Annotated in this window: 21 protein-coding genes and 1 pseudogene; 15 read left to right on the top strand and 7 right to left on the bottom strand. The window is 73.3% G+C overall.

Annotation, left to right across the window (positions count from 1 at the left end):
• Nucleotides 1-90: 90 nt before the first annotated feature.
• Nucleotides 91-1,365: an APC family permease gene (locus tag ACSUPV_RS01020; RefSeq protein WP_436946722.1), complete on the bottom strand. Its 1,275-nt coding sequence runs from the start codon at nt 1,363-1,365 to the stop codon at nt 91-93.
• 148 nt (nt 1,366-1,513) lie between these two features.
• Nucleotides 1,514-1,894 (bottom strand): ArsR/SmtB family transcription factor, encoded by a 381-nt coding sequence (locus ACSUPV_RS01015; RefSeq protein ID WP_382608319.1) that lies wholly within the window; start codon nt 1,892-1,894, stop codon nt 1,514-1,516.
• 174 nt (nt 1,895-2,068) lie between these two features.
• Here ACSUPV_RS01015 and ACSUPV_RS01010 point away from each other — a divergent pair, with 174 nt between their 5' ends.
• A complete protein-coding gene (locus ACSUPV_RS01010; protein WP_359794938.1) occupies nt 2,069-3,472 on the top strand; it encodes an NAD(P)-binding domain-containing protein in 1,404 nt (467 codons plus the stop codon).
• A 53-nt stretch (nt 3,473-3,525) separates the two neighbouring features.
• Here the strand turns inward: ACSUPV_RS01010 and ACSUPV_RS01005 are convergent, their stop codons facing one another.
• Together ACSUPV_RS01005 and ACSUPV_RS01000 are read right to left on the bottom strand one after the other, a co-directional pair.
• On the bottom strand, nt 3,526-4,188 hold the full coding sequence (locus tag ACSUPV_RS01005; RefSeq protein WP_436946721.1) for a response regulator: 663 nt from the start codon (nt 4,186-4,188) through the stop codon (nt 3,526-3,528).
• Nucleotides 4,185-5,312: a sensor histidine kinase gene (locus tag ACSUPV_RS01000; protein ID WP_382608314.1), complete on the bottom strand. Its 1,128-nt coding sequence runs from the start codon at nt 5,310-5,312 to the stop codon at nt 4,185-4,187. Before ACSUPV_RS01000 ends, ACSUPV_RS01005 begins: the two co-directional genes overlap by 4 nt.
• A gap of 218 nt (nt 5,313-5,530) precedes the next feature.
• Between ACSUPV_RS01000 and ACSUPV_RS00995 the strand changes: the two genes are divergently transcribed.
• From ACSUPV_RS00995 to ACSUPV_RS00945, 11 genes are all read left to right on the top strand, one after another.
• The gene (locus ACSUPV_RS00995) at nt 5,531-5,986 is read left to right on the top strand and encodes a DUF6223 family protein (RefSeq protein WP_359794934.1); all 456 of its coding nucleotides are present in this window, start codon (nt 5,531-5,533) and stop codon (nt 5,984-5,986) included.
• Between the two features lie 476 nt (nt 5,987-6,462).
• Entirely contained in the window at nt 6,463-8,526 is a 2,064-nt protein-coding gene (locus ACSUPV_RS00990; RefSeq protein ID WP_436946720.1) for a discoidin domain-containing protein, read from the top strand.
• Between the two features lie 101 nt (nt 8,527-8,627).
• A complete protein-coding gene (locus ACSUPV_RS00985; protein ID WP_436946719.1) occupies nt 8,628-9,497 on the top strand; it encodes an endonuclease/exonuclease/phosphatase family protein in 870 nt (289 codons plus the stop codon).
• Nucleotides 9,498-9,695: 198 nt separating this feature from the next.
• Nucleotides 9,696-10,637 (top strand): bis(hydroxyethyl) terephthalate hydrolase, encoded by a 942-nt coding sequence (gene bdeA / locus ACSUPV_RS00980; protein ID WP_382608305.1) that lies wholly within the window; start codon nt 9,696-9,698, stop codon nt 10,635-10,637.
• A gap of 243 nt (nt 10,638-10,880) precedes the next feature.
• The gene (locus tag ACSUPV_RS00975; protein ID WP_436946718.1) at nt 10,881-12,617 is read left to right on the top strand and encodes a LuxR C-terminal-related transcriptional regulator; all 1,737 of its coding nucleotides are present in this window, start codon (nt 10,881-10,883) and stop codon (nt 12,615-12,617) included.
• A 155-nt stretch (nt 12,618-12,772) separates the two neighbouring features.
• Complete coding sequence (locus ACSUPV_RS00970; RefSeq protein ID WP_436946717.1) at nt 12,773-14,074, top strand: PucR family transcriptional regulator; 1,302 nt, start codon at nt 12,773-12,775, stop codon at nt 14,072-14,074.
• 217 nt (nt 14,075-14,291) lie between these two features.
• Nucleotides 14,292-15,104 (top strand): ABC transporter ATP-binding protein, encoded by an 813-nt coding sequence (locus tag ACSUPV_RS00965; protein WP_436946716.1) that lies wholly within the window; start codon nt 14,292-14,294, stop codon nt 15,102-15,104.
• Complete coding sequence (locus ACSUPV_RS00960) at nt 15,101-15,904, top strand: ABC transporter ATP-binding protein (RefSeq protein WP_037770647.1); 804 nt, start codon at nt 15,101-15,103, stop codon at nt 15,902-15,904. The genes ACSUPV_RS00965 and ACSUPV_RS00960 overlap by 4 nt, the downstream gene beginning before the upstream one ends.
• The gene (locus ACSUPV_RS00955; RefSeq protein ID WP_031118502.1) at nt 15,901-16,797 is read left to right on the top strand and encodes a branched-chain amino acid ABC transporter permease; all 897 of its coding nucleotides are present in this window, start codon (nt 15,901-15,903) and stop codon (nt 16,795-16,797) included. Before ACSUPV_RS00960 ends, ACSUPV_RS00955 begins: the two co-directional genes overlap by 4 nt.
• Complete coding sequence (locus tag ACSUPV_RS00950) at nt 16,790-17,947, top strand: branched-chain amino acid ABC transporter permease (RefSeq protein WP_436946715.1); 1,158 nt, start codon at nt 16,790-16,792, stop codon at nt 17,945-17,947. The genes ACSUPV_RS00955 and ACSUPV_RS00950 overlap by 8 nt, the downstream gene beginning before the upstream one ends.
• Nucleotides 17,944-19,230 (top strand): ABC transporter substrate-binding protein, encoded by a 1,287-nt coding sequence (locus tag ACSUPV_RS00945; protein WP_436946714.1) that lies wholly within the window; start codon nt 17,944-17,946, stop codon nt 19,228-19,230. Before ACSUPV_RS00950 ends, ACSUPV_RS00945 begins: the two co-directional genes overlap by 4 nt.
• Here ACSUPV_RS00945 and ACSUPV_RS00940 read toward each other — a convergent pair.
• Nucleotides 19,222-20,007 (bottom strand): GNAT family N-acetyltransferase, encoded by a 786-nt coding sequence (locus ACSUPV_RS00940; RefSeq protein WP_382608287.1) that lies wholly within the window; start codon nt 20,005-20,007, stop codon nt 19,222-19,224. The genes ACSUPV_RS00945 and ACSUPV_RS00940 overlap by 9 nt on opposite strands.
• A 140-nt stretch (nt 20,008-20,147) precedes the next feature.
• Nucleotides 20,148-20,585: a hypothetical protein gene (locus ACSUPV_RS00935; protein WP_037770654.1), complete on the bottom strand. Its 438-nt coding sequence runs from the start codon at nt 20,583-20,585 to the stop codon at nt 20,148-20,150.
• An 85-nt stretch (nt 20,586-20,670) separates the two neighbouring features.
• Here ACSUPV_RS00935 and ACSUPV_RS00930 point away from each other — a divergent pair, with 85 nt between their 5' ends.
• Nucleotides 20,671-21,390 carry a helix-turn-helix transcriptional regulator gene (locus ACSUPV_RS00930; protein ID WP_436949861.1) on the top strand — a complete coding sequence of 240 codons (720 nt, stop codon included), beginning with the start codon at nt 20,671-20,673 and terminating at the stop codon, nt 21,388-21,390.
• A 56-nt stretch (nt 21,391-21,446) separates the two neighbouring features.
• Nucleotides 21,447-22,009, top strand: a pseudogene (locus tag ACSUPV_RS00925) (dihydrofolate reductase family protein).
• On the opposite strand, the gene ACSUPV_RS00920 reads toward ACSUPV_RS00925, so the two are convergent.
• Nucleotides 22,006-22,913, bottom strand: a protein-coding gene (locus ACSUPV_RS00920) for an IS5 family transposase (RefSeq protein WP_436949860.1) whose coding sequence is annotated in 2 segments (ribosomal slippage) — nt 22,006-22,568 and nt 22,568-22,913 — 909 coding nt in all. Because the reading frame shifts where the segments join, the coding sequence is not laid out codon by codon here. The pseudogene ACSUPV_RS00925 and the gene ACSUPV_RS00920 sit on opposite strands and share 4 nt — an antisense overlap.
• Before the next feature lie 195 nt (nt 22,914-23,108).
• On the opposite strand from ACSUPV_RS00920, the gene ACSUPV_RS00915 reads away from it, so the two are divergent.
• Nucleotides 23,109-24,338 carry a GNAT family N-acetyltransferase gene (locus tag ACSUPV_RS00915; RefSeq protein ID WP_436946713.1) on the top strand — a complete coding sequence of 410 codons (1,230 nt, stop codon included), beginning with the start codon at nt 23,109-23,111 and terminating at the stop codon, nt 24,336-24,338.
• The last annotated feature ends 103 nt before the right edge of the window (nt 24,339-24,441 follow it).

Below are 24,441 nucleotides of genomic sequence, written 5' to 3'. Positions count from 1 at the left end.
GGCGCCGCGGAAGAGGCCGCCGTCCGCCCGGGTCGGCACCGCTCGTGATCAGTGCACCCAGAGCGTCGGCACCGCTCGTGATCGGTGCACCTAGGAGCTTCGGGCGGCCAGGGTGCGACGCACTCCGTACACGGCGGCGCCGAGCGCCAGCACCGCCGCCCCGGAGATCACCGAGGCCGACGGCAGGGCGAACGCCAGGACGAGGCAGCCGGCCAGGCCCACGGCGGGGACGATCCGTGCCGGTCGCCCCTCGTCCGGGCCCAGGGTCCAGGCGGAGGCGTTGGCGACGGCGTAGTAGGCCAGCACGCCGAAGGAGGAGAAGCCGATCGCCCCGCGCAGGTCCCCGGTGGCGGCGAGTACCGCCACCACCGCGCCGACCGCGAGTTCGGCCCGGTGGGGCACCCCGAACGTCGGGTGCACCGCCGCCAGGGCGTGCGGCAGGTGCCGGTCGCGGGCCATGGCGAGCGTGGTGCGGGAGACGCCCAGGATCAGTGCCAGCAGGGAACCGAGCGCCGCCACGGCCGCGCCGACGCGCACGACCGGAACGAGCCAGTCGGCCCCCGCCGCCCGGGCCGCGTCCGACAGGGGCGCCGTGGCCTTCGCCAGCCCGTCCGCGCCGAGGACCGTCAGCACGGCGACGGCGACGACGGCGTAGACGACCAGGGTGATGCCCAGCGCGATCGGGATCGCCCGGGGAATGGTGCGCGCCGGGTCCCGGACCTCCTCGCCCAGCGTGGCGATCCGCGCGTATCCGGCGAAGGCGAAGAACAGCAGGCCCGCCGCCTGGAGCACCCCGCCCGCGGTGGCGTCGTCGCCGATGTCCAGCCGGGCCGCGTCCGACGCGCCGGACGTCAGCGCGGCGACCACCACAGCGGCGAGCACCGCCACCACCACGCCCACGATCACCCGGGTCAGCACAGCGGACTTCTGCACCCCGGCGTAGTTCACCGCGGTCAGCGCCACCACCGCCGCGACCGCCACCGCGTGGGCCTGTCCCGGCCACACGTACGAGCCGACCGTGAGCGCCATCGCCGCGCAGGAGGCGGTCTTGCCGACCACGAACGCCCATCCCGCCAGATAGCCCCAGAACGGGCCGAGCCGCTCCCGGCCGTAGACGTAGGTGCCACCGGAGGCCGGGTAGCGGGCGGCGAGCCGGGCGGAGGAGGTGGCGTTGCAGTACGCCACCACCGCGGCCAGCGCGAGACCGACCAGCAGACCGGAGCCGGCCGCGTGCGCGGCCGGGGCGAGCGCGGCGAAGATACCCGCCCCGATCATCGACCCCAGTCCGATCACGACCGCGTCCGGCACCCCCAGTCGCCGGCGCAACTCGTCCGGCAGTCCGGCGGCGGTAGACGGCTTGCCCATGACCTGCTCCCTCAGCGGCCGGGCCGCATAGGACGGAATCCGATATCGGCAGACGATACGTGACCCCGCCAAGGCCCAGGAGAGGCCGGGTGACCGGCGGGCCAACAGCAGGTGAAGGGCAGGTGTTCCCGGCGCCTCGTCGTCGGCGTCAGACGGCCGGGGAAGCGGTGAGCAGCCTGCCCATGGCGGCGAGGACCGAGGGCTCGACCCGGTAGTAGACCCAGGTCCCGCGCCGTTCGGAGGACAGCAGGCCGGCCTCCTTGAGCTTTTTCAGGTGGTGGGAGACGGTCGGCTGGGAGACACCCACGTCGGAGATGTCGCACACGCACGCCTCGCCGCCCTCGTGCGAGGCGACCGCGGAGAACAGCCGCAGCCGCACCGGATCGCCCAGCGCCTTGAACATCCGCGCCGCCGTCTCGGCCTCCTCGGCGTTCATCGGACGCTCGGTGAGCGGCGGGCAGCACGGTGCCGCACCTCGTCCGTCCTGCCCCTCGGGGTCGAGCAGCGGCAGCGCCTTCGTATGCGACATGCGTCTATGTTGACATGCGTCGAACCAGTGGTCATGGCCCGGTCGGAAACCCCCCTCCTTGTTCGAAAATCCGCCTCCTTGTTTTGATGGATGTCTATGTTGACACCTGTCGATGCAGCCGCCATCCTGGCCGCAGGATTCATCGACGAGCGTCGAAACAACCAAGGAGCCGCCGTGAACGCGCCCGCCACCATCGAGCTGCCCGTCGTCGTGATCGGGGCCGGACCCACCGGTCTGGCCGCCGCCGCGCACCTCGTCGATCGCGGCATCGAACCCCTCGTCGTGGAAGCCGGGCCGGCCGCCGGCGCGGCGGTGCGCGAATGGGCGCACGTCCGGCTCTTCTCGGCGTGGGGCGAACTGGTCGACCCGGCCGCCGAGAAGCTCCTCGCCCCCACCGGCTGGACGCGGCCCGACGCCTCGGCCTACCCCTCCGGCGGCGACTGGGCCGAGCGGTACCTCCAGCCCCTGGCCGACGCCCTCGGCGAGCGCGTCCGCACCGGCGCCCGCGTCACCGGTGTCTCCCGCGCGGGACGCGACCGGATCGTCGACGCCGACCGCGACACACAGCCGTTCGTCGTCCACGTCACCCGCACCGACGGAGCCGAGGAGCGGATCCTCGCCCGCGCCGTCATCGACGCCTCCGGCACCTGGACCACCCCCGGCCCGGCCGGCGGCAGCGGCCTGCCCGCCCTCGGCGAGCGCGCGGCCGCCGACCGCGTCACCTACCGCGTCCCGGACCTCGACGACCCGGTGGTCCGCGCCCGTTACGCGGGCCGGCGCATCGCCGTGATCGGCTCCGGCGCCTCCGCCTTCACCGCCCTCGCCCACCTCGCCGACCTGGCCGAGGCCGAGGACGGGGCGGGGACGAAGGCGGTGTGGATCCTGCGCCGCGGGATCTCCGGCTCCACCTTCGGCGGCGGCACCGCCGACCGGCTCCCCGCGCGCGGCGCCCTCGGCCTCGCGGCCAAGGCCGCCGTCGACGAGGGATATGCGGACGCGGTCACCGGTTTCCGCACCGACCTCATCGAGCGCGACGGTGACGGGCGCCTGGTCCTGGTGGGGGAGGACGGCCGCCGTCTGGAGCCGGTGGACGAGGTGATCGTGCTGACCGGCTTCCGCCCCGACCTGTCCTTCCTCTCCGAGATCCGCCTCGGCCTGGACGAGCGCCTTCAGGCCCCGGTGCGGCTCGCCCCGCTGATCGACCCCAACCAGCACTCCTGCGGCACCGTCCGCCCCCACGGCCACCGCGAACTCTCCCACCCGGAACAGGGCGTCTACCTGGTCGGCATGAAGTCCTACGGCCGCGCGCCCACGTTCCTGGCCCTGACCGGCTACGAGCAGGTCCGCTCCGTCGCCGCGGCGATCGCCGGCGACCTGGAGGCCGCCGACCGCGTCGAACTCACCCTCCCCGAAACGGGCGTGTGCGGTGGCGCCGGCCTCTTCGACGCACCCGAAGCCGACCGGACCGACGGCGGCGGCTGCTGCACCCCGGCGCCCCCGCTCGTGCAGCTCGGCACACCGGCCACCGCACCTGCTCCTGCCGTACAGGCGTCGGCGGACGGCTGCTGCGGTTCCTGACAGTCCCAGGTCTGTGGACAGTTGAGCCCCGGCAGGCACCCGGAGCGTGGCCGTCAGGAGCCCGGCGGGACCACCAGGCCCGACTCGTAGGCGAACACCACGAGTTGGGCCCGGTCGCGGGCGTGGAGCTTGACCATGGCCCGGTTGACGTGGGTCTTCGCCGTCATCGGGCTGATCACCATGCGGCCCGCGATCTCGTCGTTGGACAGGCCCTGCGCCACCAGTGCGACGGCCTCGCGCTCACGGCCGGTCAGCTCCTCCAGTCTCTTTCCCCTGGTCGCGGGGGGCGGTTGGGTGACGTAGCGGTTGATGAGCTTGCGTGTGATGGCGGGCGCCAGCAGGGCCTCGCCGCGCGCCGCGACGCGGACGGCGTGCAGGAAGTCCTCCGGCAGGATGTCCTTGACGAGGAACCCGGCGGCGCCGGCGCGCAGCGCTTCGAAGACGTACTCGTCCAGGCCGTAGTTGGTGAGGATGACGACGTGCACGTGGGCCATGGCGGGGTCGGCGGCGATGCGCCGGGTCGTCTCGATGCCGTCGAGGACCGGCATCTGGATGTCGACGAGGGCCACGTCGGGCAGGTGTTTTCCGGCCAGGTCCAGGCCTTCCTGGCCGTCCGCGGCCTCGGCCACCACCTCGATGTCGTCCTCGAGGTCGAGGAGTGCGCGGAATCCGCTGCGGATGAGCGGCTGGTCGTCGACCAGCAGGACCCGGATCATGACGTGTGCTCCACGGGGAGTTCGGCCTGGACGGTGAAGCCGCCCTCGCCGCGCGGTCCGGCGCGCAGCCGGCCGCCGAGGGCGGTGACGCGTTCGCGCATGCCGAGCAGCCCGAGACCCGGCGGCGGCGCGCTGTCGGGACTCGCCCTGCCGTCGTCGTCGACGCGGAGGGCGAGGGCGTCCGGACGGCAGTCGATGCGCACCGACGCCGTGCTCGCGTCCGCGTGCCGGGCGATGTTGGTGAGCGACTCCTGGACGATCCGGTAGACGGTCCGGCCCACCGCGGCCGGCACGTCCTGTCCCCGCCCCTCGATGGTCAGCGTCGCGTCCAGGCCGATGGCGCGGGCGCGTGCCACCAGGTCCGGGACGTCGTCGAGGCCGCGCGGCGGGGTCGTGTCGTCGTCGCGCAGGGCCTGGAGCGTCGCACGCAGCTCACGGGCCGCCTCACGCCCGGCCTCCTGGATCGCCAGCAGCGCGTCCGGCACCTCCTCGCCGCGTCGGCGCGCCACGTGCACGGCGACCTCCGCCTGCACCTTGATCACGGAGATCTGGTGGGTGAGCGCATCGTGCAACTCCCGGGCGATGCGCAGCCGTTCCTCGTCGGCGCGGCGCCGCGCGGTCTCCTCCCGGGTGCGCTCGGCCTCGTCCGCCCGCCGCTCGGCCTGCCGCAGCGCCTCACCCGCGGCGCCGGCCGCGATCAGCCAGGCGATCTCCAGGGCGCCCCGGGCCCGTGCGAACGCCTCGCCCGTGTCGTGCAGACCCGACACCAGGGCCGCGAGGGGAAGCAGCCCCAGCACGGCCACGCTCGCCGCCACCGTGACGGTCCGGTGCCCCGCCCGCACGGCCGCGTACACGGCGAACAGGTACGCGACGGCGGGCACATCGAAACCGGCCGCCTGGTACCCCACCGCGCACAGCCCGGTGACGGCCAGGACGGCGATCGGAGCCCGGCGGCGCGCGGCCAGCGCCAGCCCGCCCGCGGCCAGCAGCGCGCAGCCGAGCACGCCAAGGCCCGTGGCGGACCGCTGCCCGGACAGCCCGGTCACCAGCAGCGCCGCCGCCACGCCGCCGGCGATGCCCCAGTCCGTGACACGGGCCCGCACACCGCTCCCCCCTGCACTCATGACGCGCACCCTAACCGGCCGCCGTCACGGGCGAGTCCGTCCCGCGGGCGACGGCCGGCTACCGCGCACGCGGTACTCGCCGGCTTCCTGCGGCGATCGCGGTAGCCGGATGCGGCATCGGCGGCAGGGCGAAGTGTCCGCGTCCGCCGGACGACCGGGCGCGAGGCCGCCGGACATGCTCGGGCGACACCAACGCACAGGAAGAGAAGGAGCACTGGATGTCTGTTCGTCGCCTGCTCAATGCCACGGCCACCGCCACTGCCGCCGCCCTGCTCGCCGGTATCGTGCTCGCCGCACCGGCGACCGCGCGGCCCTCGGCCCGGCCCGTGGCGGCCGATGTCTACGACTTCGGCCTCGGGCGCCTGGGGGCCACCACCGGCGCCCTGCTGGGGCTGGCCGGTGTGGTCCTCGCCTGGCTGGCGCTGGCGCGTCCGGCCGGTCGTCTCGGCACCGCCCAGGGATCCCTCGGGGCCGGGCTCGCCCTGGTGGCGGGGCTGACCGGCACGGTCCTCGGTGGCCTGGTCGCGGCCACCGCCGACGGCGGCCTCGGCACCGGCAACGGACTGGGCGGGGCCTACGTGGCCCTCCTGGTGGGGCTGATCGCCACGGCTCTGGGCGGACTGGCCGTGACACGCTCCCGCCGCACGGCCGCCCACGTCGGGCCGAAGCGCTGACCTCGACGGCGGGACCACGCTCCGCCTGCCGTTCCCGGAACGACCGGATCCGCCGGGCCCCTCGGCCGCCGACGCCTCGATCAGCTGCCCGGCTGCCGTGGCCCCCGAGAGGCGCAGTTCGCGGGCCACCAGGGGGCGCCAGGCGCCGTAGGGGAAGAGCCGGGCGTCCGGCAGGCCGACGCGGAAGTCGTGGGCCGTCGTGGAGGGCCCGGTGGTGTCCGGGCCGGCCCAGGGGGAGAGCCGCCCCACAGGGCGAGCGGGCGCAGCCCAGTGCATGGCCGGCACAGGACCACTGACCGGCGGGCGCGCCGCCGTCCGCGCCGCGGTACGCATCGATTACCTGTCAGTAACTCGTCGTTCCCGGAGTCTTGACTCGTCACGCGGCAGGGGTGATCCTCGTCGCACCTTGGGCGAGGTCATGACAACCGGCAACTCCGGCCGCGGCCACGCCTCCCGCTGACCGAGGGACGTGGGTCGTGACGAGTGCCGAACGCCGCAACCACAGGCGCAAGAACGTCACCGTGGTGTCGCTCCTGCTGCTCGTGCTGGCCGTCGTGCTGGGCCCCACGCCGAGTTCGGCGGCCGGCACCGACTGGTGGAACCCCACCGCACGGCCCACGCCCGACTCCGGAATCAACGTCACCGGCGAGCCCTTCACCGGCACGGACGCCGGGGGAGAGGTGCGCGGCTTCGTCGACGCGCACGACCACATCTTCTCCAACGAGGCCTTCGGCGGGCGCCTGATCTGCGGGAAGCCGTTCTCCGAACAGGGCATCGCGGACGCGCTCAAGGACTGCCCCGAGCACTACCCGGACGGCTCACTCGCGATCTTCGACTTCATCACCAACGGCGGGGACGGCAAGCACGATCCGGTCGGCTGGCCCACCTTCAAGGACTGGCCGGCCCACGACTCCCTGACCCACCAGCAGAACTACTACGCCTGGGTGGAGCGGGCCTGGCGCGGCGGCCAGCGGGTGCTGGTCAACGACCTCGTCACCAACGGCGTGATCTGCTCCGTGTACTTCCTCAAGGACCGCGGCTGCGACGAGATGACGTCCATCCGGCTGCAGGCCAAGCTGACCTACGACATGCAGGCCTACATCGACAAGCTGTACGGCGGGCCCGGCAAGGGCTTCTTCCGGATCGTCACCGACAGCGCGCAGGCCCGTGAGGTCATCGAGCAGGGCAAACTGGCGGTCGTCCTGGGCGTCGAGACGTCCGAGCCGTTCGGCTGCAAGCAGATCCTCGACATCGCGCAGTGCAGCAGGGCCGACATCGACAAGGGCCTGGACGAACTGCACGCGCTGGGCGTGCGCAGCATGTTCCTGTGCCACAAGTTCGACAACGCGCTGTGCGGTGTCCGCTTCGACTCCGGCGCGCTCGGAACGGCCATCAACGTCGGCCAGTTCCTGTCGACCGGCACCTTCTGGAAGACGGAGAAGTGCACCGGGCCCCAGGCCGACAACCCCATCGGCAACGCGACCGCGGCCGGGGCCGAGGCGAAGCTCCCGGCGGGCGTGGAGGTCCCCTCGTACGGCGCGGACGCCCGGTGCAACGCCCGCGGGCTCACCGAACTCGGCGAGTACGCCGTGCGCGGCATGATGCGGCGCGGGATGATGCTGGAGATCGACCACATGAGCGTCAAGGCCACCGGCCGGGTGCTCGACCTCTTCGAGGCCGCCTCCTACCCCGGTGTGCTCTCCTCGCACAGCTGGATGGACGCGGAGTGGACCGAACGGGTCTACGGCCTGGGCGGTTTCATCGCCCAGTACATGCACGGCTCCGAGGACTTCGTCGCGGAGGCGCGGCGTACCAAGGCCCTGCGCGACAAGTACGGCGTGGGCTACGGCTACGGCACCGACATGAACGGCGTCGGCGGCTGGCCCGCCCCGCGCGGGGCCGACGCCCCGAACAAGGTCGTCTACCCCTTCAGGAGCGCCGACGGCGGCTCCGTCATCGACCGGCAGACCACCGGCGAGCGCACCTGGGACCTGAACACCGACGGAGCCGCCCACTACGGCCTCGTCCCCGACTGGATCGAGGACATCCGCCGCGTCGGCGGCCAGGATGTGGTGAACGACCTGCTGCGCGGCGCGGACTCCTACCTCGACACGTGGAAGGCCTCCGAGACCCACCAGGCCGGGACCAACCTCGCCTCGGGTGCCACCACCTCGGCCAGCTCCTCCGAGTGGAGTCTGTTCACCGACTACAAGCCGCACAGAGCTGTCGACGGCGACGGCCGGACCCGCTGGGCGAGCGACTGGGGCGACGACCAGTGGTACCAACTCGACCTCGGGTCCACGCGGCAGGTCGGGCGGGTCACCCTCGACTGGGAGCGCGCGTACGCGAAGTCGTACCGGGTCGAACTGTCCACCGACGGCGAGCACTGGCGCACCGCCTGGTCCACGACCGCGGGCGACGGCGGCCTGGACACCGCGAACTTCACCGCCACACCGGCCAGATACGTACGTGTCCAGGGTCTCGAACGCGCCACGGACTGGGGCTACTCCCTCAACGAGGTCGGCGTCCACAGCGGCTGACAGCCTGATCGCCGAGTACCGCACCAACCCGAGTACCGCACCAGCCGGAGTACCGCACCAACCCACAACCCCGTCACATAACCTCGTCAGGGAAACATCGGATGCCACGGGGCGTCCACCTCGAGGAGGCGACGGTGCTCAGAAGCGGTATGCGGTTGCTCGCGGGTGTCATGACCGTGGTCTGCATGGTGCTCGTCGGCCCCAGCGCGCCGAGCGGCGCGGTCTCCGCCGGGTCCCTGCCCGTCGAGCCCGTCCGGGACGTCGTACCGAACCGCGTCATGACGTGGAACATCTGCAACCCCTGCGAGACGAGCAACGTCGACCGGGCGGCGGAGATCGCCGCGTACGCTCCCCAGGTCATCGGCCTGCAGGAGGCGTGTGTCCGTGATGTCGAGCTGATCCGGGACTACCTGGAGAACCTCCACGGGCTCGTGTACCACGTCGAGTACGGGACGGTGCTGCGGAACTGGGGCCGCTGCGGGGGAGCGCCGTGGAGCCCGGGGGCCTTCGGCCAGGCGGTCCTCTCGGCGGCACCGATGACCGACGTCGTCAAAGCGGAGTATCCCGACGGCGGATCCGAGGACCGCGGGTACGTGGCGGTCACCACCACCGTGGGCGGCCGGTCGGTCCGGGTCTTCAACACCCACCTCGCGCAACGACGTCAGGAGGCGGTCCGGGCCGGTCAGGTCCGCGTCCTCGCGGCAGAGGCCGCCCGGCACGACCGCGCGATCCTCCTCGGCGACTTCAACGCCGTGCCGGACGCCCCCGAACTCGCCCCGATGTGGGTCCTGGCCACGGACACGGACCCCCAGTGCGGCCCTTCGCCCACCGGCACCTGCCAGCCGACCACCGACTGGCAGAGCAAGTTCGACTACGTCTTCCTGCGCGGCATCACCCCGCTCGGGCACCGCGTGCTCCCGACCCCGGCCTCGGACCACCACGTGCTGCACACGGACGTGGACCTCGGCTGAGCACCGGGACCGGACCGACGCCGTCTCCGGACCCGCCGCACAAGACCGGTGACATTGCCGGTCCGCGCGAGGTGTCCGCTCCCTGACAGTGGCACGGCCAGCCCGACGGCGGTGCACCACCGCGGGCACGCGGCAGACGCCCCAGGTCCCGCGTGCCCGCGCAACGGCCGCACGCCACGACAGAGAGGACGACTCGTCGTGCCACTCCACCCCCACACCGACGCGCACACCCGCGCCCGCGCCTCCCTGGAACCACGGACCCGGCGCCGGACCGGACGACTGGCCGGCGCCGCCGCGGCCCTCGCCGTCCTCGTCGGCCTGGGCCCCCTGGCCGGTCCGGGAGCCCACGCCGCCGACAACCCCTACGAGCGCGGCCCCGCCCCCACCACGTCCAGCATCGAGGCGAGCCGCGGCCCGTACGCCGTGTCGCAGACGTCCGTCTCCTCGCTGTCCGTCACCGGGTTCGGCGGCGGCACCATCTATTACCCGACCAGCACCAGCGACGGCACCTTCGGCGCGGTGGCCGTCTCACCCGGCTACACCGCCTACGAGTCGTCCATCGCCTGGCTCGGCCCGCGCCTGGCCTCACAGGGATTCGTGGTGTTCACCATCGACACCCTCACCACCGTCGACCAGCCCGACTCGCGCGGCCGTCAGCTGCTGGCCGCCCTGGACTACCTCACCCAGCGCAGCTCGGTGCGAGGCCGCGTCGACGCCTCTCGCCTCGGCGTCATGGGCCACTCGATGGGCGGCGGCGGCAGCCTGGAGGCCGCCAAGTCCCGCCCCGCCCTCCAGGCGGCGATCCCGCTGACGCCGTGGAACCTCGACAAGACCTGGCCCGAACTCACCACGCCGACCCTGATCATCGGAGCCGACGGGGACACCATCGCCCCGGTCTCCTCCCACGCCGAGCCGTTCTACTCCAGCCTGTCCGCCTCGCTGGACCGGGCCTACCTGGAGCTGAACTCGGCAACCCACTTCACGCCCAACTCGTCGAACACGACGATCGCGAAGTACAGCATTTCCTGGCTCAAGCGGTTCATCGACAACGACACCCGCTACGAGCAGTTCCTGTGCCCGCTGCCCCGGCCGAGCCTGACCATCGAGGAGTACCGGGGCAACTGCCCGCACAGTTCCTGACGTCCCGCGCCCCCGCGCTGTGGAGCCGCGGCAGCGAGGGGGAACCGGCGGCGGACGCCTGCGCCACGCGCCCGCCGCCGGTGCCGTGCCGGGGCACAGCGGACGCGGCCGGCCGCTGGGCCCCGGCACACGGCGTCCACCGGCCGTGCGCGTCCAACGCGCAGGCGGAGCTGCGGGTCTTCGCGCCGCGACATGCGGACCCCGGCCTTCCGGACTTCCTTACGCGCAAGTAACCTCCCTCGGGTGACCGGAGACAGCAGCAGGGCGCGGACGGCTCCCCACGCGGAGAGCCGGAACGGACGGGACGCCGCCCGGTCGGCCGCCGAGGACCGTGGACACGGGGAACTCGCGCGTGGCACACGCCAGTTGTACGACGGGCCGGTGGGGGACGCGCACGAGACGCTGCTGCTCGCGGCGTCCCTGCTGGCCGCCGACGCCCCGGACTCCGCCGAGACCGCACACCTCCGCGCGGCGGACGCGGCCTGGGCGACGGGCGACGTCACGGCGTGCCTCACCACCCTCGACGGCGACACGAACCCCACAGCGTGGCCGGCCGGCCCGGCCCTCACCCCGGCCGAGCCCACCGCCGGCGGCCACAGCGCCCCGGCGGCGGGGCGAGCGGCCGACGGCCCGTCACTGCCTGACACACCTGTGCCCGCCCCAACCGAGGTCTTCGACGAGGACAGCGCCCCGGAGGTGACACGTGCCGTCGGCAGCCCGCCGCCGCCCGGCGTCACCGGTGCCGTCACGGCGAGCGGCCCGGGGACCGAGTGGGCCCGCGACCCGTTCGTCCGCGACTACCGCGACGGCATGCGGGCCCTGCTCGCCCGGCGGCCCGAGCACGCCGCCGGGCCGCTGCGGCGCGTGCTGGAGCAGGCGCGGGCCGACGGCCGGCCGGAACGGCTGCTGCGTGCCGCCGCGGCGGCCCTGCTGCTCGGGGACGTCCACGCGGCCCGCGCCGCCGGGGCCCGCGCCCTCGCGGCGGCCCGCACCACGGAGTGCGCCGCGTCCGAGGCACGGGCCCTGGAGTACCTGGCCTACGGCGAACTGCGGGCCGGCCGCCACGCGCAGGCACGCGCCCACGCGGAGGAGGGCGTGCGGGCCGCGCTGCTGGCCGGCCACCGCAACACCGCGGCGAGCCACCACGCCATGCTCGCCCTGGCCGCCTCCATCGAGGGGGACACCGCCGCCGTCGCCGGGCATGCCTCGGCCGCCCTGCGCACCGCCCGCCGCCACGGCCTGGCCCAGGCCGCGACCCTGGCCGAGTGGGCCACCGCCCGCGCCGACCTGGCCCGCGGCCGCCCCCTGGACGCCGCCGACCGGCTCGCCCCGCTCGTCGGACCCGGCCCCCGGCGGGGTCACTTCGCCGTGTGGATGCTCGCCATGCCCTGCTTCGTGGAGGCCGCGGTACTCGCCGGCCGGCCGGAGGACGCCCGGGGCGTCGTCGGCGATCTCGCCCGGTGGGCGGCCTTCGGCGCCGACCCGCACGCGCCCGCCCAGCTGGCCCGCTGCCGCGCCCTGCTGGCCGCGGAGGACAGCGAAGCCGACGGTCTCTACCTGCGGGCGCTGGCCCTGCACGACGAGTCGGGCGGGGACTTCGAGCGCGCCCGCACGGAGCTGCTGTACGGCCGGTGGCTGCGGCGCCGCCGCCGGCTCCGGGAGGCCCGCGGCCGGCTCGGCGCCGCCCTGGTCGCCTTCGAACGCTGCGGCGCCGGCGCCTGGGCCGACCAGACACGGGGCGAGCTGCGCGCCAACGGAGCCGCGTCCGCGACGGAGCCCACGGCGGGACTGGCGCGGCTGACGCCGCAGCAACTGCGGATCGCACGCCACGTCGCCGAGGGCGCCACCAACAGGGAGGTGGCCCAGCGGCTGGCCGTCAGCACCCGCACGGTCGACTACCACCTGCGCAATGTCTTCGCCGCTCTCGGCGTGCGCTCCCGCATGGAACTGGCCCGCCTGGTCGACCAGGAAGGCCGCTGAAACCTCCGCCCCCGTCCAGAAGACCGCCGCACGACTCTGGGGACCGACCGGACGGTATGTCATCCTGCGAGGCAGTCAATATCGGGTGAGGACGGCCGTACGGGCAGCGCACCCGCCGGACGCTGCCCGGACGCCGAGGTTGGGGGAGGACCGCGATGCATCCTGCCGCACGCACACGCGCGACACGCACGACACGCACGACGTTCCGCACCGGGCCGACGCCCGTTCCACAGCCGCGGACAGCGAGGGTGCGGTCGCTGATCGACGCCGACGCCCTGCGCGTCCTGCACCGGGCCGCCCGCATCCTGCTCGACGACCTGCCCGAGCTGACCGACCGCCTGCTCGCGGTCCTGCGCGAGCAGGAACCGGCGTACCGGACCGCACTGGAGAACGACCAGGCCGCCACCTGGCAGGAGGCGTACCGCTCCTTGCGGCACAGCGTGTCCTCGCTGCTCGACCCGCGCGGCACCCGCGAGGCCGCCCACCGCTGCACCTGGCGGATCGGTGTCACCCGGGCCGAGCAGGGGCTGCCGCTGGACGCCCTGCTGCACGCGTTCCGGCTGGGCGGGTCCCTGGTGTGGCAGCGGCTGGTCGAGGAGACCGCCCGTTCGGAACCCGAGGACATCCGGCTCCTCGTGCACGTGGCCACCGACGTGTGGAACTTCGTCGACGAGCACTGCACCCTCCTGGCGGACGCCTACCGGCAGGCCGAGCGGCAGCTCGCCTGGCGGCGCGAGAACCGGGTGCGCCTGCTGGCGTCGGCCCTCCTGGACGGCACGAGCCGGATCGCCGATCTGCCCGAGGCCGCCGAGGGGCTGGGCCTGCCGGAGCACGGCCGGTACGTCGTCGTCGCGGCCGCCGGCGGCCCACCGCAGGACCCCACGCGCGTCCGGGCCTCCACGCTGCCACCCGCGTACTGGCACTCCGGAGCGGAGGTGGACTACGGCATCGTCCTGGTCGGCGAAGCGGGGGACGGGAAGGACGGCCGGGACCCCGTGACGGCGCTGGCCCTGCCCGCCGACGGCGCGGCCGGACGCCGCGTCGGCGTCGGCGCCGCCGTCGCGGGACTCGCCGCCGTCGGCGACGCCCGGCGCCTGGCCGACCTGGCCCTGAGCATCTGCCCGCCCGAAGGCGGCACGGTCCGGCTCACCGAGCACCTGCCGGAGGCGCTCGTCGTCTCCTCCCCGGAGCTCGGCACGAGACTCACCGAGCGCGTACTCGGTCCCCTGCTGCGGCTGGAACCGGCCGACCGGGACGTACTCCTGGACACCCTGGCCGCCTGGTTCGCCTCCGAGGGCTCCGCCCAGCGTGCCGGTGAGCGGCTGTACTGCCATCGCAACACCGTCCTGAACCGGCTGCGCCGCTGCGAGCAGCTCATCGGCCGCTCCCTGGCGCGCCCGCTCGACGTGGTGGAGATCAGCCTCGCGCTGACGGCCCGCCGCCTCCTGCGCGGCTGACCGCGACGCTCGGGGCCTGACGCCGTAGCGGTCCCTGGAGCCGGAGCGGGAGCGGGAGGCCGCCGCTGGGCAGCCGCACAGTCCCGGCCGACCCGTGTTGGGCAAGCGCAGCCACCCGGCCGAACCTCCTGTACCGCGCCCCCGCGCCCGTGCTGTCGTGAGCTGCCCTTCCCCCGAAGCACCCGTGCCCGACGACGGCACGGGTCGAGGAGCCGCGATGCCCGAAGCACCACCGGACGAAGAGCCCGCCCTGCGCGTCGAGGGCCTCGACGTGACCTACGGCCGCGCGCTGTCCGCGCTTCGCTCCGTGACCCTGACCGTCCCGCACGGCACGGTCGTCGCCCTCCTCGGCGCCAACGGCGCGGGCAAGACGACCCTGCTGCGGGCCGTGTCGGGCACTCTGCGCCTGCACCGCGGCACGATCACGGCCGGCCGCATCCGCTACGGCGCCACGGAGCTCGACGGGCGCGACCCGGTCGCCGCCGTGCGCGCCGGAGTCGTCCAGGTCCCCGAGGGGCGCCGCGTCTTCGCCGGGCTCACCGTCGACGAGAACCTGCGCACCGGCGGCCTCGGCCTCGGCCGGCGCCGCCCGGACCAGGTCGCCGAGGCCCGGGACCGGGTCTTCACGCTCTTCCCGCGCCTCGCCGAACGCACCCGGCAGGCCGCGGGACTGCTCTCCGGAGGCGAGCAGCAGATGCTCGCCATCGGGCGCGCCCTCATGGCCGCACCACGCCTGCTCCTGCTCGACGAGCCGTCCCTGGGCCTCGCCCCGCAGATGGTCCACCGGATCGCCGAGGTCATCCGCGAGATCAACGCCCAGGGCACGGCCGTCCTGCTCGTCGAGCAGAACGCGGGCATGGCACTGTCCCTGGCCGACACCGCCCACGTCCTGGAGGTCGGCGAGGTCCGGCTCTCCGGCCCCGCCGACGAACTCGCCCGCACGGACGCCGTGAAGCGGCTCTACCTGGGCGAGACCACAGGCACTACAGAGAGCACCGTAAGCAGACCCGAGGGGCAGGGAGCCGCGTGACCGCCCGCACCACCGCACCACCCGAACTCACCGTCACGGACGTGACCGTCCGGTTCGCCGGGCTCACCGCCCTGGACGCCGTGTCCTTCACCGTCGCCCCCGGCTCCGTCCACGCGCTCATCGGACCCAACGGAGCGGGCAAGTCCACCTGCTTCAACGTGCTGTCGGGACTGTGCCGCCCGGCCACGGGCACCGTACGCCTCGGCGACGCCGACCTCACCCGGCTCGCCCCGCACCGCATCGCAGCCCTCGGCGTCGCCCGCACGTTCCAGAACATCGTCACCACCCAGGGCACGGTCGCCGACAACCTGATGCTCGGCCGACACGTCCTGTCCCGTGCCGGGTTCGCGGCCGGCGCCCTGCGTCTGCCGCACGCGCGGCGCGAACAACGCGCACACCTCGACCGAGCCCGCGAGATCGCCGGACTCACCGGCCTCGCCGCGCACTTCGACAGCCCCGTCGCCCTGCTCTCCTACGGCGACCGCAAGCGCGTGGAGTTCGCCCGCGCCCTCTGCCTGGAGCCCAGCGTCCTGCTGCTCGACGAGCCGGTCGCCGGCATGAACGCGGCCGAACGCGCCCGCACAGTCGAGGTCGTGCACGCCGTGCGCGCCGAACTCGGCCTGTCCGTCGTACTGGTGGAGCACGACATGGGCCTGGTGATGCGGCTCGCCGACGAGGTCACCGTCCTCGACTTCGGCCGCGCCATCGCCCACGGCACCCCGGACGAGGTCCGCCGTGACCCCGAGGTGCTGCGCGCCTACCTCGGCACCGGCGCCGAAGGGGAGGAGGACGCGGCATGACGACCTTCCTGGACAACGTCTTCAACGGCCTCGCCCTCGGCGCGGTCTACGCCCTCGTCGCCCTCGGTTTCGTCATCATCTTCAAGGCCTCCGGCGTCATGAACTTCGCCCACGGCTCCCTGCTCCTCCTCGGCGGCTACCTCACCGCCGTCCTCCACGACGACCTCGGCTTCGCCGCCGCCCTCGCCGTGGCCGTCCTGGTCACGGCGGCCGTGGCCGGCGCGGTGGACCGCTTCCTGCTCCAGGCCGGCGGACCGGACCCGCACACCGCCCACGTGCAGACGATCGTCACCATCGGCGTCGACATCCTCATCCTCACCGACCTGTCGCGGCGCATCGGCGGCGACCTGCTCTCGCTCGGCGACCCCTGGGGCGACTCGGTCAGCGGGCTCGGGCCGGTGACCGTCGCGGACAGCCGGATCGCCGCGATCGTCGTCTCGACCCTGGTCATCGCCGGTGTCTTCGCCCTGTTCCGGTACACCTCCTGGGGCCTGTCCCTGCGCGCCTCCGCCGAGGACGTCGAAGCGGCCTCCCTGATGGGCGTACGGCTGGTGCGGGTGCGCACCCTCGCCTGGTGCCTGGCGGGAGCGCTCGCGGCCCTGGCGGCGGTCTTCCTCGCCGCGTTCCCGGCGCCCGGCCTGGAGCGCACCACCGGTCAGATCGCCCTGAAGGCGTTCCCGGCGGCGATCCTCGGCGGGATGGCCTCACCGCCCGGCGCTCTGGCGGGCAGCCTGCTCATCGGCATGACCGAGGCGCTCGTCGCGGGCTACCAGTCCGACCTGCACGTCCTCGGCGAGGGCTTCGGCGACGTCGCTCCCTACGCGGTGATGGTGCTGGTGCTGCTGGTGCGGCCCACGGGGCTGTTCGGCGGGAAGGCGGCGGTCCGTGTCTGAGCGACTCTCCCGCGCCCTGACCAGCCGCCCGGCCCGGACCGTCGCGGCCGTCACCGTCCTGGGCGCCCTGCCCTTCTACCTCGACGCGTTCTGGCTGCGCATCGGCCTGTTCTCCATGGCGGCGGCCATCGGCGCGGTGGGCCTGGGCCTGCTGTCCGGCACCGCCGGCCAACTCTCCCTCGGCCACGCCTTCTTCCTGGCCGTGGGCGCCTACGGCTACGTCTGGCTGGCCGGCGAACCCGGCCCCGGCCTGCCGACCGCGGTGGCCGCCGTACTCGCCGTGCTGCTCGCCGGAGCGGCCGGCGGACTCTTCAGCCCCGTCGCCGGCCGGGTCCGCGGCATCTACCTCGGCGTCGCAACCCTGGCCCTCGTCTTCCTCGGCCACCACGTCCTGCTCACCGCGGACTCCGTCACCGGCGGATTCAACGGCCGCTCCGTGCCGCCGCTCGAACTCGGCGGCTTCTCCTTCTCCACGGACTCCGAACTCACCCTGCTCGGCGTCCCCTTCGGCGCCGAGGAACGGCTGTGGTACCTGGGACTCGCCCTGTTCGCCCTCACCTGGTTCACCGCCCGCGGACTGCTCCGGGGCCGCCCCGGACGCGCCCTGGTGGCCCTGCGCGACAGCGAGACGGCGGCCGCCGTCATGGGCGTGAACGTCGCCCGCCACCGCTCGGCCGCCTTCGTCGTCTCGTCGATGTACGCCGGCCTGGCCGGGGTGATGCTCGCCCTCTCCTTCCGCCGCGTCGTGCCCGACTACTTCGGCCTCGTCCTGTCGGTCGACTACCTCGCCATGATCGTCATCGGCGGACTCGGATCGGTCGCCGGAGCCACCGCCGGCGCCGTCTTCATCACCGCGCTGCCCCTGCTGATGACCCGCTACGCCGACCAACTGCCCCTCGTGGCCGCCCCGGGCACCACCGGCGGCACGGTCGGCCCCACCGAGGCCGCCCGCTACCTCTACGGAGCGGCGATCGTCCTCGTCCTGCTCTTCGCCCCCGACGGCCTGCACGGCCTGGTCCGCCGCCTGCGCACCCGCCTGCGCCGCCACCGATCCGCCCCACCGCCCACACCCACCACCTCTCGCACAGCCACCACCTCTCCCACGCCGTCACCCGCGCCGGCCGCACCAGCCAAGGAGCCCACCCCGTGAAATCGCACCAGCACCCCGCACGCCCCAGGACGCTCCTGGCCACCGCCCTCGCCGCCCTGCTCCTCACCGCCACCGGATGCAGTTCCAAGGCCGACTCCTCGCGGAGCACCGACGACGGCGCCGACGGCATCAAGACCGGTCCCGGGGTGACCGGGAAGACCATCAGGCTCGGCGCCCTCACCGACCTCACCGGCCCCTACGCCACCCTCGGCAAGAGCATCGTGCAGGCCCAGCAGATGTGGGCGGACGAGGTCAACGCCCGCGGCGGCATCTGCGACCGGCGCATCGAGATCGTCGTCAAGGACCACGGCTACGACGTCCAGAAGGCCGTCACCGTCTACGCCGACCTCTCCACGGACGTCCTGGCTCTTCCCCAGGTCATAGGCTCGCCCGTGATGGCCGCGCTGCTCGACGACATCGAGCGGGACAAGGTGCTCACCTTCCCGCAGGCCTGGGCCGCCTCCCTGCTGGACCGGGACGCCGTCCAGGTCCTGGGCACCACCTACGACATCGACATGATCGCCGCGGTCGACTTCCTCACCCGCGCGAAGGGCCTGGCGAAGGGCGACACCATCGGACACGTCTACTTCGAGGGCGACTACGGCGCCAACGCCCTCGAAGGCTCCCGGTGGGCCGCGAAGAAGGCCGGCCTGAAGGTCGTCGGCCAGAAGATCAAGGCGACCGACACCGACCTGTCCGCGCAGGTCTCCGCACTGCGCAAGGAGGGGGTGAACGCCATCCTGATCAGCGCGGGACCGGCCCAGACCGCGTCGCTGGTCGGGGTCGCGGCCTCCCGCGGCCTGAAGGTGCCCGTCGTCAGCAGCGCCCCCGGCTACGCCCCGCAGCTGATGAAGACACCGGCGGCCCCCGCCCTCACCGCCCTGCTCAACGTGGTCAGCGCCGCGCCCGCGGTCAGCTCCGACCTGCCCGGGGTGCGCAAGATGGTCGCCTCCTACAAGAAGAAGTACCCGGGCTCCCTCATCGACTCGGGCGTGCTCTCCGGCTACAACGCCGCCCGCCTGATGGGTGACGACCTGCAGAAGGCCTGCGACAAGGGCAGTCTCACCCGCGAGGACCTGGTCAAGGCCCACCGCTCCCAGTCCGCCGTCGACGTCGGCCTCGGCACCGCGCAGGACTTCTCCGACAAGGCACGGCCCGCGAGCACCTCGACCTACGTGCACAAGCCGGACGCCGAGGCGGTCGGAGCCGCGGTGAACGTGGAGGACGCGCACACGGCGCCCGGCGTCGAGGAGTACCTCGCCTCCCGGACCTCGTCAGGGTGACCAGACGTACGGTGTCGTCGTGGTGACCGCGTGCAGGCCGAGGCGGGTGAGGATCGGGGCGCTGTCGGCCGAGGCGTCGACGTAGACGTAAGGGATGGCGCGTTCGGCGGCGAGCCGGGCTCGGTGGGCGACCATGGCCCGGTAGATGCCCTGTCCGCGCCACTCCTCGAGCGTCGAGCCGCCCCAGAGGCCGCCGAAGTCGACGCCCTCCTGGAACACCAGCCAGGCGGCGCACACGACTTCGGTGCCTGCCTCGGCGACGAGGACGACGGTGTTCTCCGGGTCGTTCTCGATCCGGGCGGCCAGGTCGTCGGCCAGCCAGCTCCAGTCCTCGCCCCAGACGGTGCTCTCCATGCCGGCGATGCGCCGGAGGTCCGACCTGGCGGTGACCCGGCGAAGGCTCACGCCGTCGGGCAGGACGGGGTCGGCGGCGAGGTCCGTGGCCCGGCCGATGAGCACGGTCTCCGTGTCCTCGGCGACGAAACCGGCCGCGGTGAGCCGGTCGGTGAGGTCGGCGGGGAGATCATGGGCGCGAGTCTTCCATTCGACGGCCTCACCACGGGCAGCGTAGAAGTCACGCTGCCGCGCTATGAGCGTGTCGAGTTCCTCCCCGTACACACCGAGGTCGCGCGGGCCCGTCACGAAGCCGCGGTGCCACCCGACGACACGGGTCAAGGGGCCGTCCTTCTCGAGGCGGGCGCCGCCGCCGGGCGGGGTGACACCACGGAGTTGGGCGTCATACGCGCTGCGGAGTTCGTTGATCAGAATGTCCGTCACTCGAACACCGTACGGACCGGGCGAGTGAGGGAAAAGGTGCGGGATCTCGGCACGAAGGAAGGTCTGTCCGACCTGGGTGGACGGGTCAGGGCCAGGCATCGGCCCCTGGCCCTGACGCCGCCCGTGCCCGCTGTCGGCCGTCAGCGCCGCTGTCGCTCACCGTGGTGGCGCTGGGCGAGCCGGGCGAGGGCGACCGCGCCGAGCAGCAGTCCGAAGTCGCGCAGCGCGATGTCGTAATGGCCCGGGATGGTCAGCAGGTTGACGATGATGCCGGCCAGCCATCCGGCCACCAGCCAGCCCCCGAATCGGGGGGCGACGGCGACGACGAGACCCGCGACGATCTCGATGACACCGACGGCGTACATGGCCGCCTGGGCGCTGCCGGGCACGACGTCGTCGATCCACGGCGCGAGGTACACCGGCCAGTCCACGAGCAGGTTGGTGAACTTGTCCAGCCCGAACAGGATCGGCGCCACGGTGAACCCCGTGCGCAGGATCACGAAAGCCTGGTAGCCGGGATCGCTGAGCGCGACGCGCCCGGGGGCGCTGGACGTTGAGGTGGTGGTTGCGGACGACATGACGCCCGTCCCTTCTATGGACAACTCTCATTAACGATAGAAGTACGCGGCGCTTCTTTAGTCAAGGCCTGTGGGTTTTACACTGGTGTTCGTGGACCACCCGAAAGAGGCACCCCAGTCCGATGTCTCCGCCGTCGCCGCTCTGGACGAGCCGACCCGCAGGAGGCTGTACGACCACGTCGTGCGCCAGCCGGGCCCGGTCAGCCGCGATGAAGCCGCTGCCGCCCTCGGCCTTGCGCGCCAGACCGCGGCCTTCCACCTGGACCGCCTGGCGGACGAAGCGCTCCTGGACGTCGTCTACGAGCGGCGCAGCGGCCGCACCGGCCCGGGAGCCGGGCGGCCGGCCAAGCTGTACAAGCGCTCCGCGAAGCAGGTCACCGTCAGCCTGCCGGAACGGCGCTACGAACTGGCCGGACGGCTCCTCGCCCAGGCCGTGGAGGAGGCCGACACCACCGGCGAACCGGTCCGCGCCGTCCTGCACCGCAAAGCCCGGACTCTCGGCGCCCGGCTCGCCGCGCAGGACACCGTGAACGTGTTCGACCTTCTGGAGCGGTACGGCTTCGAGCCGCGCTTCGACGGTGCGGCGATCGTGCTGGGCAACTGCCCGTTCCACGAACTCGCCCGCGAGCACACCCAGACCGTGTGCGGCATGAACCTCCACCTGCTCGGCGGCGTCCTCGAAGGGCTGGGTGACGGCACCCTCCAGGCACACCTGTCCCCGAGCCCCGGCCACTGCTGCGTCCGCCTGAAGCCGGCTCCGTCCTCGCCCTCGTCCGCCACGGCGAACGACGCGACCCGACTGTGACGAGTCCCGCGGCGTCCGGGTCGTATCGTCGAACCGGATCCCGAGGAGGACTTCGTATGCGCAGAGTGACCTACTCGATGAACGTCTCGCTCGACGGTTACATCGTCGGACCGGACGGCAGCTTCGACTGGACGGCACCCGACGAGGAGGTCTTCCGCTTCTGGATCGACGACATCCGCGACGTCGGCGTCCACCTGATGGGACGGAAGCTGTACGAGACGATGCTGTACTGGGAGACCGCGGACCAGGAGCGATCGCTCGACGACGCGGAGCTCGAGTGGGCGGCACTCTGGAACCCGCTCCCGAAGGTGGTGTTCTCCACCACGCTGTCGACGGTCGAGGGCCACGCCCGCCTGGCCTCCGGCGGCCTGGCGGAGGAGATCGAGCGGTTGCGAGCCGAGCCGGGGGGGGCGACATCGCGATCGGCGGCGCGACTCTCGCCGCCGAGGCGGCCGCGGCGGGCTTGATCGACGAGTACCGGACCATGGTCTACCCGGTCCTCGTCGGCGGTGGCATCCCGTTCTTTGCCCGGGACGAGCGCCGGGTGGATCTCGACCTCGTCGAGACCCGCACCTTCGGTTCGAGATTCGTCCACCTCCGCTACCGCGTGGCCCGCTAGGCCCTGTCTGACAAAGGATCTTGGTTGGGTTCGCGGAGCCAGAGGATGAGTGCGGCGAGGTGGACTCCGGCCTTGTAGCGGGTGGCGAGTTTGTCGAAGCGGGTGGCGATCGCGCGGAACTGCTTGAGGCGGTTGAAGCAGCGTTCGATCACGTTGCGGGCCCTGTAAAGCTCGCGGTCGAAGGCCGGCGGTCTGCCGCCGGCCTTCCCTCGCCGCAGGCGGTTGGCCTTCTGGTCCGCCCGCTCCGGGATCACTGCCCGGATGCCTCTGCGTCGCAGGGACTGGCGGATCGCCCGGGACGAGTACGCCTTGTCCGCGACGACCGCATCGGGCCTGAGGCGGGGGCGCCCGGCGCCGGTCCGGGGCACCCTCAGCTCGTCCATGACCATGTCGAAGACGGTGGAGTCGTTGACGTTGCCGGGCGTGACGACGACAGCCAGGGGCAGGCCCCGGCCGTCGCAGGCGAGGTGGAGCTTGGTGGTCAGCCCGCCGCGGGACCGGCCCAGCGCCTGGCCAGCCGACGGGCGTGCCGGATCTTCCAGTTCGTCCCCCGCCGCCGCCCCTTTTTGCGGGCTCCGGCGGCGTGCTGATGGGCCCGGCTGATCGTGGAGTCGACCGACACGGTCCACTCCACGGCTCCGACGGAGTCGTCGCGGACCTGGACCTGTTCGAGCAGGCGAGCCCAGGTTCCGTCCGCCTCCCAGCGGGCGAACCGTTCATAGACCGTCTGCCACGGCCCGTAGCGTTCCGGCAGGTCACGCCACGGAGCACCGGTCCGCAACCGCCACAACACCCCGTTGATCACCTGCCGGTGATCCCGCCACGGACGACCACGACCGTCAACACCAGGCAGCAGGGGCGCTATCCGCTCCCATGCCGCATCCGTCAACTCACCTCGACCCACCACAAGATCAATTATCAGACAGTGCCTAGCGCGCATCCGCTGGAGGCGGACGTCGACTGCCGGTGAACAGCCTGCCTGGCGCCTCGCTCACGACCGCCGCACGCATATTCGTTTGACCCGGCCACGGGTCGAGGCTGCATGGTGGCCCGGCACCACCGCTCGTGGTGCCGGCATCCCGAGGAGGCAGCGGCAGCGATGGAGATACGTCCCACCACCGACGAGGATCTCGACGTCTTCGTCGACACGGTCCATGCCGCGTTCGGGCGCTTCCCGGAAACCCCGGTCGACGGCGGCGGGCTCTGGTGGTCGGCGCTCGAAACGGACCGTTGCCTGCTCGCCCTGACGGCGGACGGGCGGCCCGTCGGCACCGCCGCCACACACGCCTTCGAGCTCACGCTGCCCGGTGGGACCCTCGTCCCGGCCCCCGGGGTGACCGCCGTCGGCGTCCTTCCCTCGCACCGGCGCCAGGGAGTCCTCACCGCGATGATGCGGCATCAGCTCGCCGAGTCACGGGCCCGCGGGGAGTTCCTCTCCGTGCTGCTCGCCTCCGAGGCCTCGATCTACGGCCGGTTCGGCTACGGACCGGCGACCTACACACAGCGGCTGACGGTGCAGCGCCACCGGGCCGCCCTCGCTGCTCCCCGGGCGCGTCGCACGACCGACGCACCAGCGACCGGCCCGGACAACGGCTCGATCGACGTGCTGCCCCGCACCCGGTGCGACGAGATCCTGGAAGAGGTCTACGACCGGTACCGCCGCGCGCAGCCCGGCGCGCTGTCCCGGCCGCACCGCTGGTGGGCCCTGCGCGCGGGGCAGCCCCCGATCTCTCCGGCGCCGCGCTACATCGCCGTCCACCGCGACACCGACGGCGTCCCGGACGGGTACGCCAGCTACTCCCTCGACGACGGCACCTTGGCGGTCGACGAGACCATCGCCGTCGACGACGCCGTCTTCACCGCCCTGGCCCGGTTCGTGCTCGGCCACGACCTGGTCTCCCAGGTCGTCTTCCACCACGTCCCGCCCCAGCACCCGCTGCGCCGGCAGCTCGCGGACTTCCGCGCCGGCGAGGTGAGCGGCGACATGGACTGGCTCTGGGTGCGGCTGCTGGACGTCCCGCGTGCGCTGACCGCGCGCGGCTGGTTCGTGGACGGCGAGCTCGTCCTCGACGTCGAGGACCCCTTCCTCGGCGAACACGGCCGCTACCTGCTGACCGTCCGGGACGGCACAGCCGACTGCGTCCCGACGGACCGGGAGCCCGACCTGTCCCTGGACGTGAGCGACCTGGGATCGGTCTACCTCGGCGGAACCGACCCGAGCACGCTCGTGCGTGCCGGACACATCCGGGCCCACCGCCCGGACGCGGCCCCCCGCGCCGACGCCCTCTTCCGCGCCGACCGCACCCCGCACTGCCTGCACTGGTTCTGACAGGGCGGTGCGTCTCGTCGGCGTCCGCTGCCGGCTCGACGGTGCCGCCGTCGGAAGCCGGCCGCCCCGGCGATGGCCCGGTCAGGGCGGTCGGGCCGCACCG

The sequence above is a fragment of the Streptomyces sp. SudanB52_2052 genome (assembly GCF_964272415.1).
Classification (GTDB): domain Bacteria; phylum Actinomycetota; class Actinomycetes; order Streptomycetales; family Streptomycetaceae; genus Streptomyces; species Streptomyces olindensis.
This window is presented reverse-complemented; position numbering and strand designations above follow the sequence as displayed.

Bases quoted from the DNA above. Each gene is read 5' to 3' on its own strand.
- ACSUPV_RS01020 (WP_436946722.1), bottom strand. From the start codon at position 1,365: ATGGGCAAGCCGTCTACCGCCGCCGGACTGCCGGACGAGTTGCGCCGG.
- ACSUPV_RS01015 (WP_382608319.1), bottom strand. From the start codon at position 1,894: ATGTCGCATACGAAGGCGCTGCCGCTGCTCGACCCCGAGGGGCAGGAC.
- ACSUPV_RS01005 (WP_436946721.1), bottom strand. From the start codon at position 4,188: ATGATCCGGGTCCTGCTGGTCGACGACCAGCCGCTCATCCGCAGCGGA.
- ACSUPV_RS01000 (WP_382608314.1), bottom strand. From the start codon at position 5,312: ATGAGTGCAGGGGGGAGCGGTGTGCGGGCCCGTGTCACGGACTGGGGC.
- ACSUPV_RS00995 (WP_359794934.1), top strand. From the start codon at position 5,531: ATGTCTGTTCGTCGCCTGCTCAATGCCACGGCCACCGCCACTGCCGCC.
- ACSUPV_RS00985 (WP_436946719.1), top strand. From the start codon at position 8,628: ATGCCACGGGGCGTCCACCTCGAGGAGGCGACGGTGCTCAGAAGCGGT.
- ACSUPV_RS00970 (WP_436946717.1), top strand. From the start codon at position 12,773: ATGCATCCTGCCGCACGCACACGCGCGACACGCACGACACGCACGACG.
- ACSUPV_RS00965 (WP_436946716.1), top strand. From the start codon at position 14,292: ATGCCCGAAGCACCACCGGACGAAGAGCCCGCCCTGCGCGTCGAGGGC.
- ACSUPV_RS00955 (WP_031118502.1), top strand. From the start codon at position 15,901: ATGACGACCTTCCTGGACAACGTCTTCAACGGCCTCGCCCTCGGCGCG.
- ACSUPV_RS00935 (WP_037770654.1), bottom strand. From the start codon at position 20,585: ATGTCGTCCGCAACCACCACCTCAACGTCCAGCGCCCCCGGGCGCGTC.
- ACSUPV_RS00915 (WP_436946713.1), top strand. From the start codon at position 23,109: ATGGAGATACGTCCCACCACCGACGAGGATCTCGACGTCTTCGTCGAC.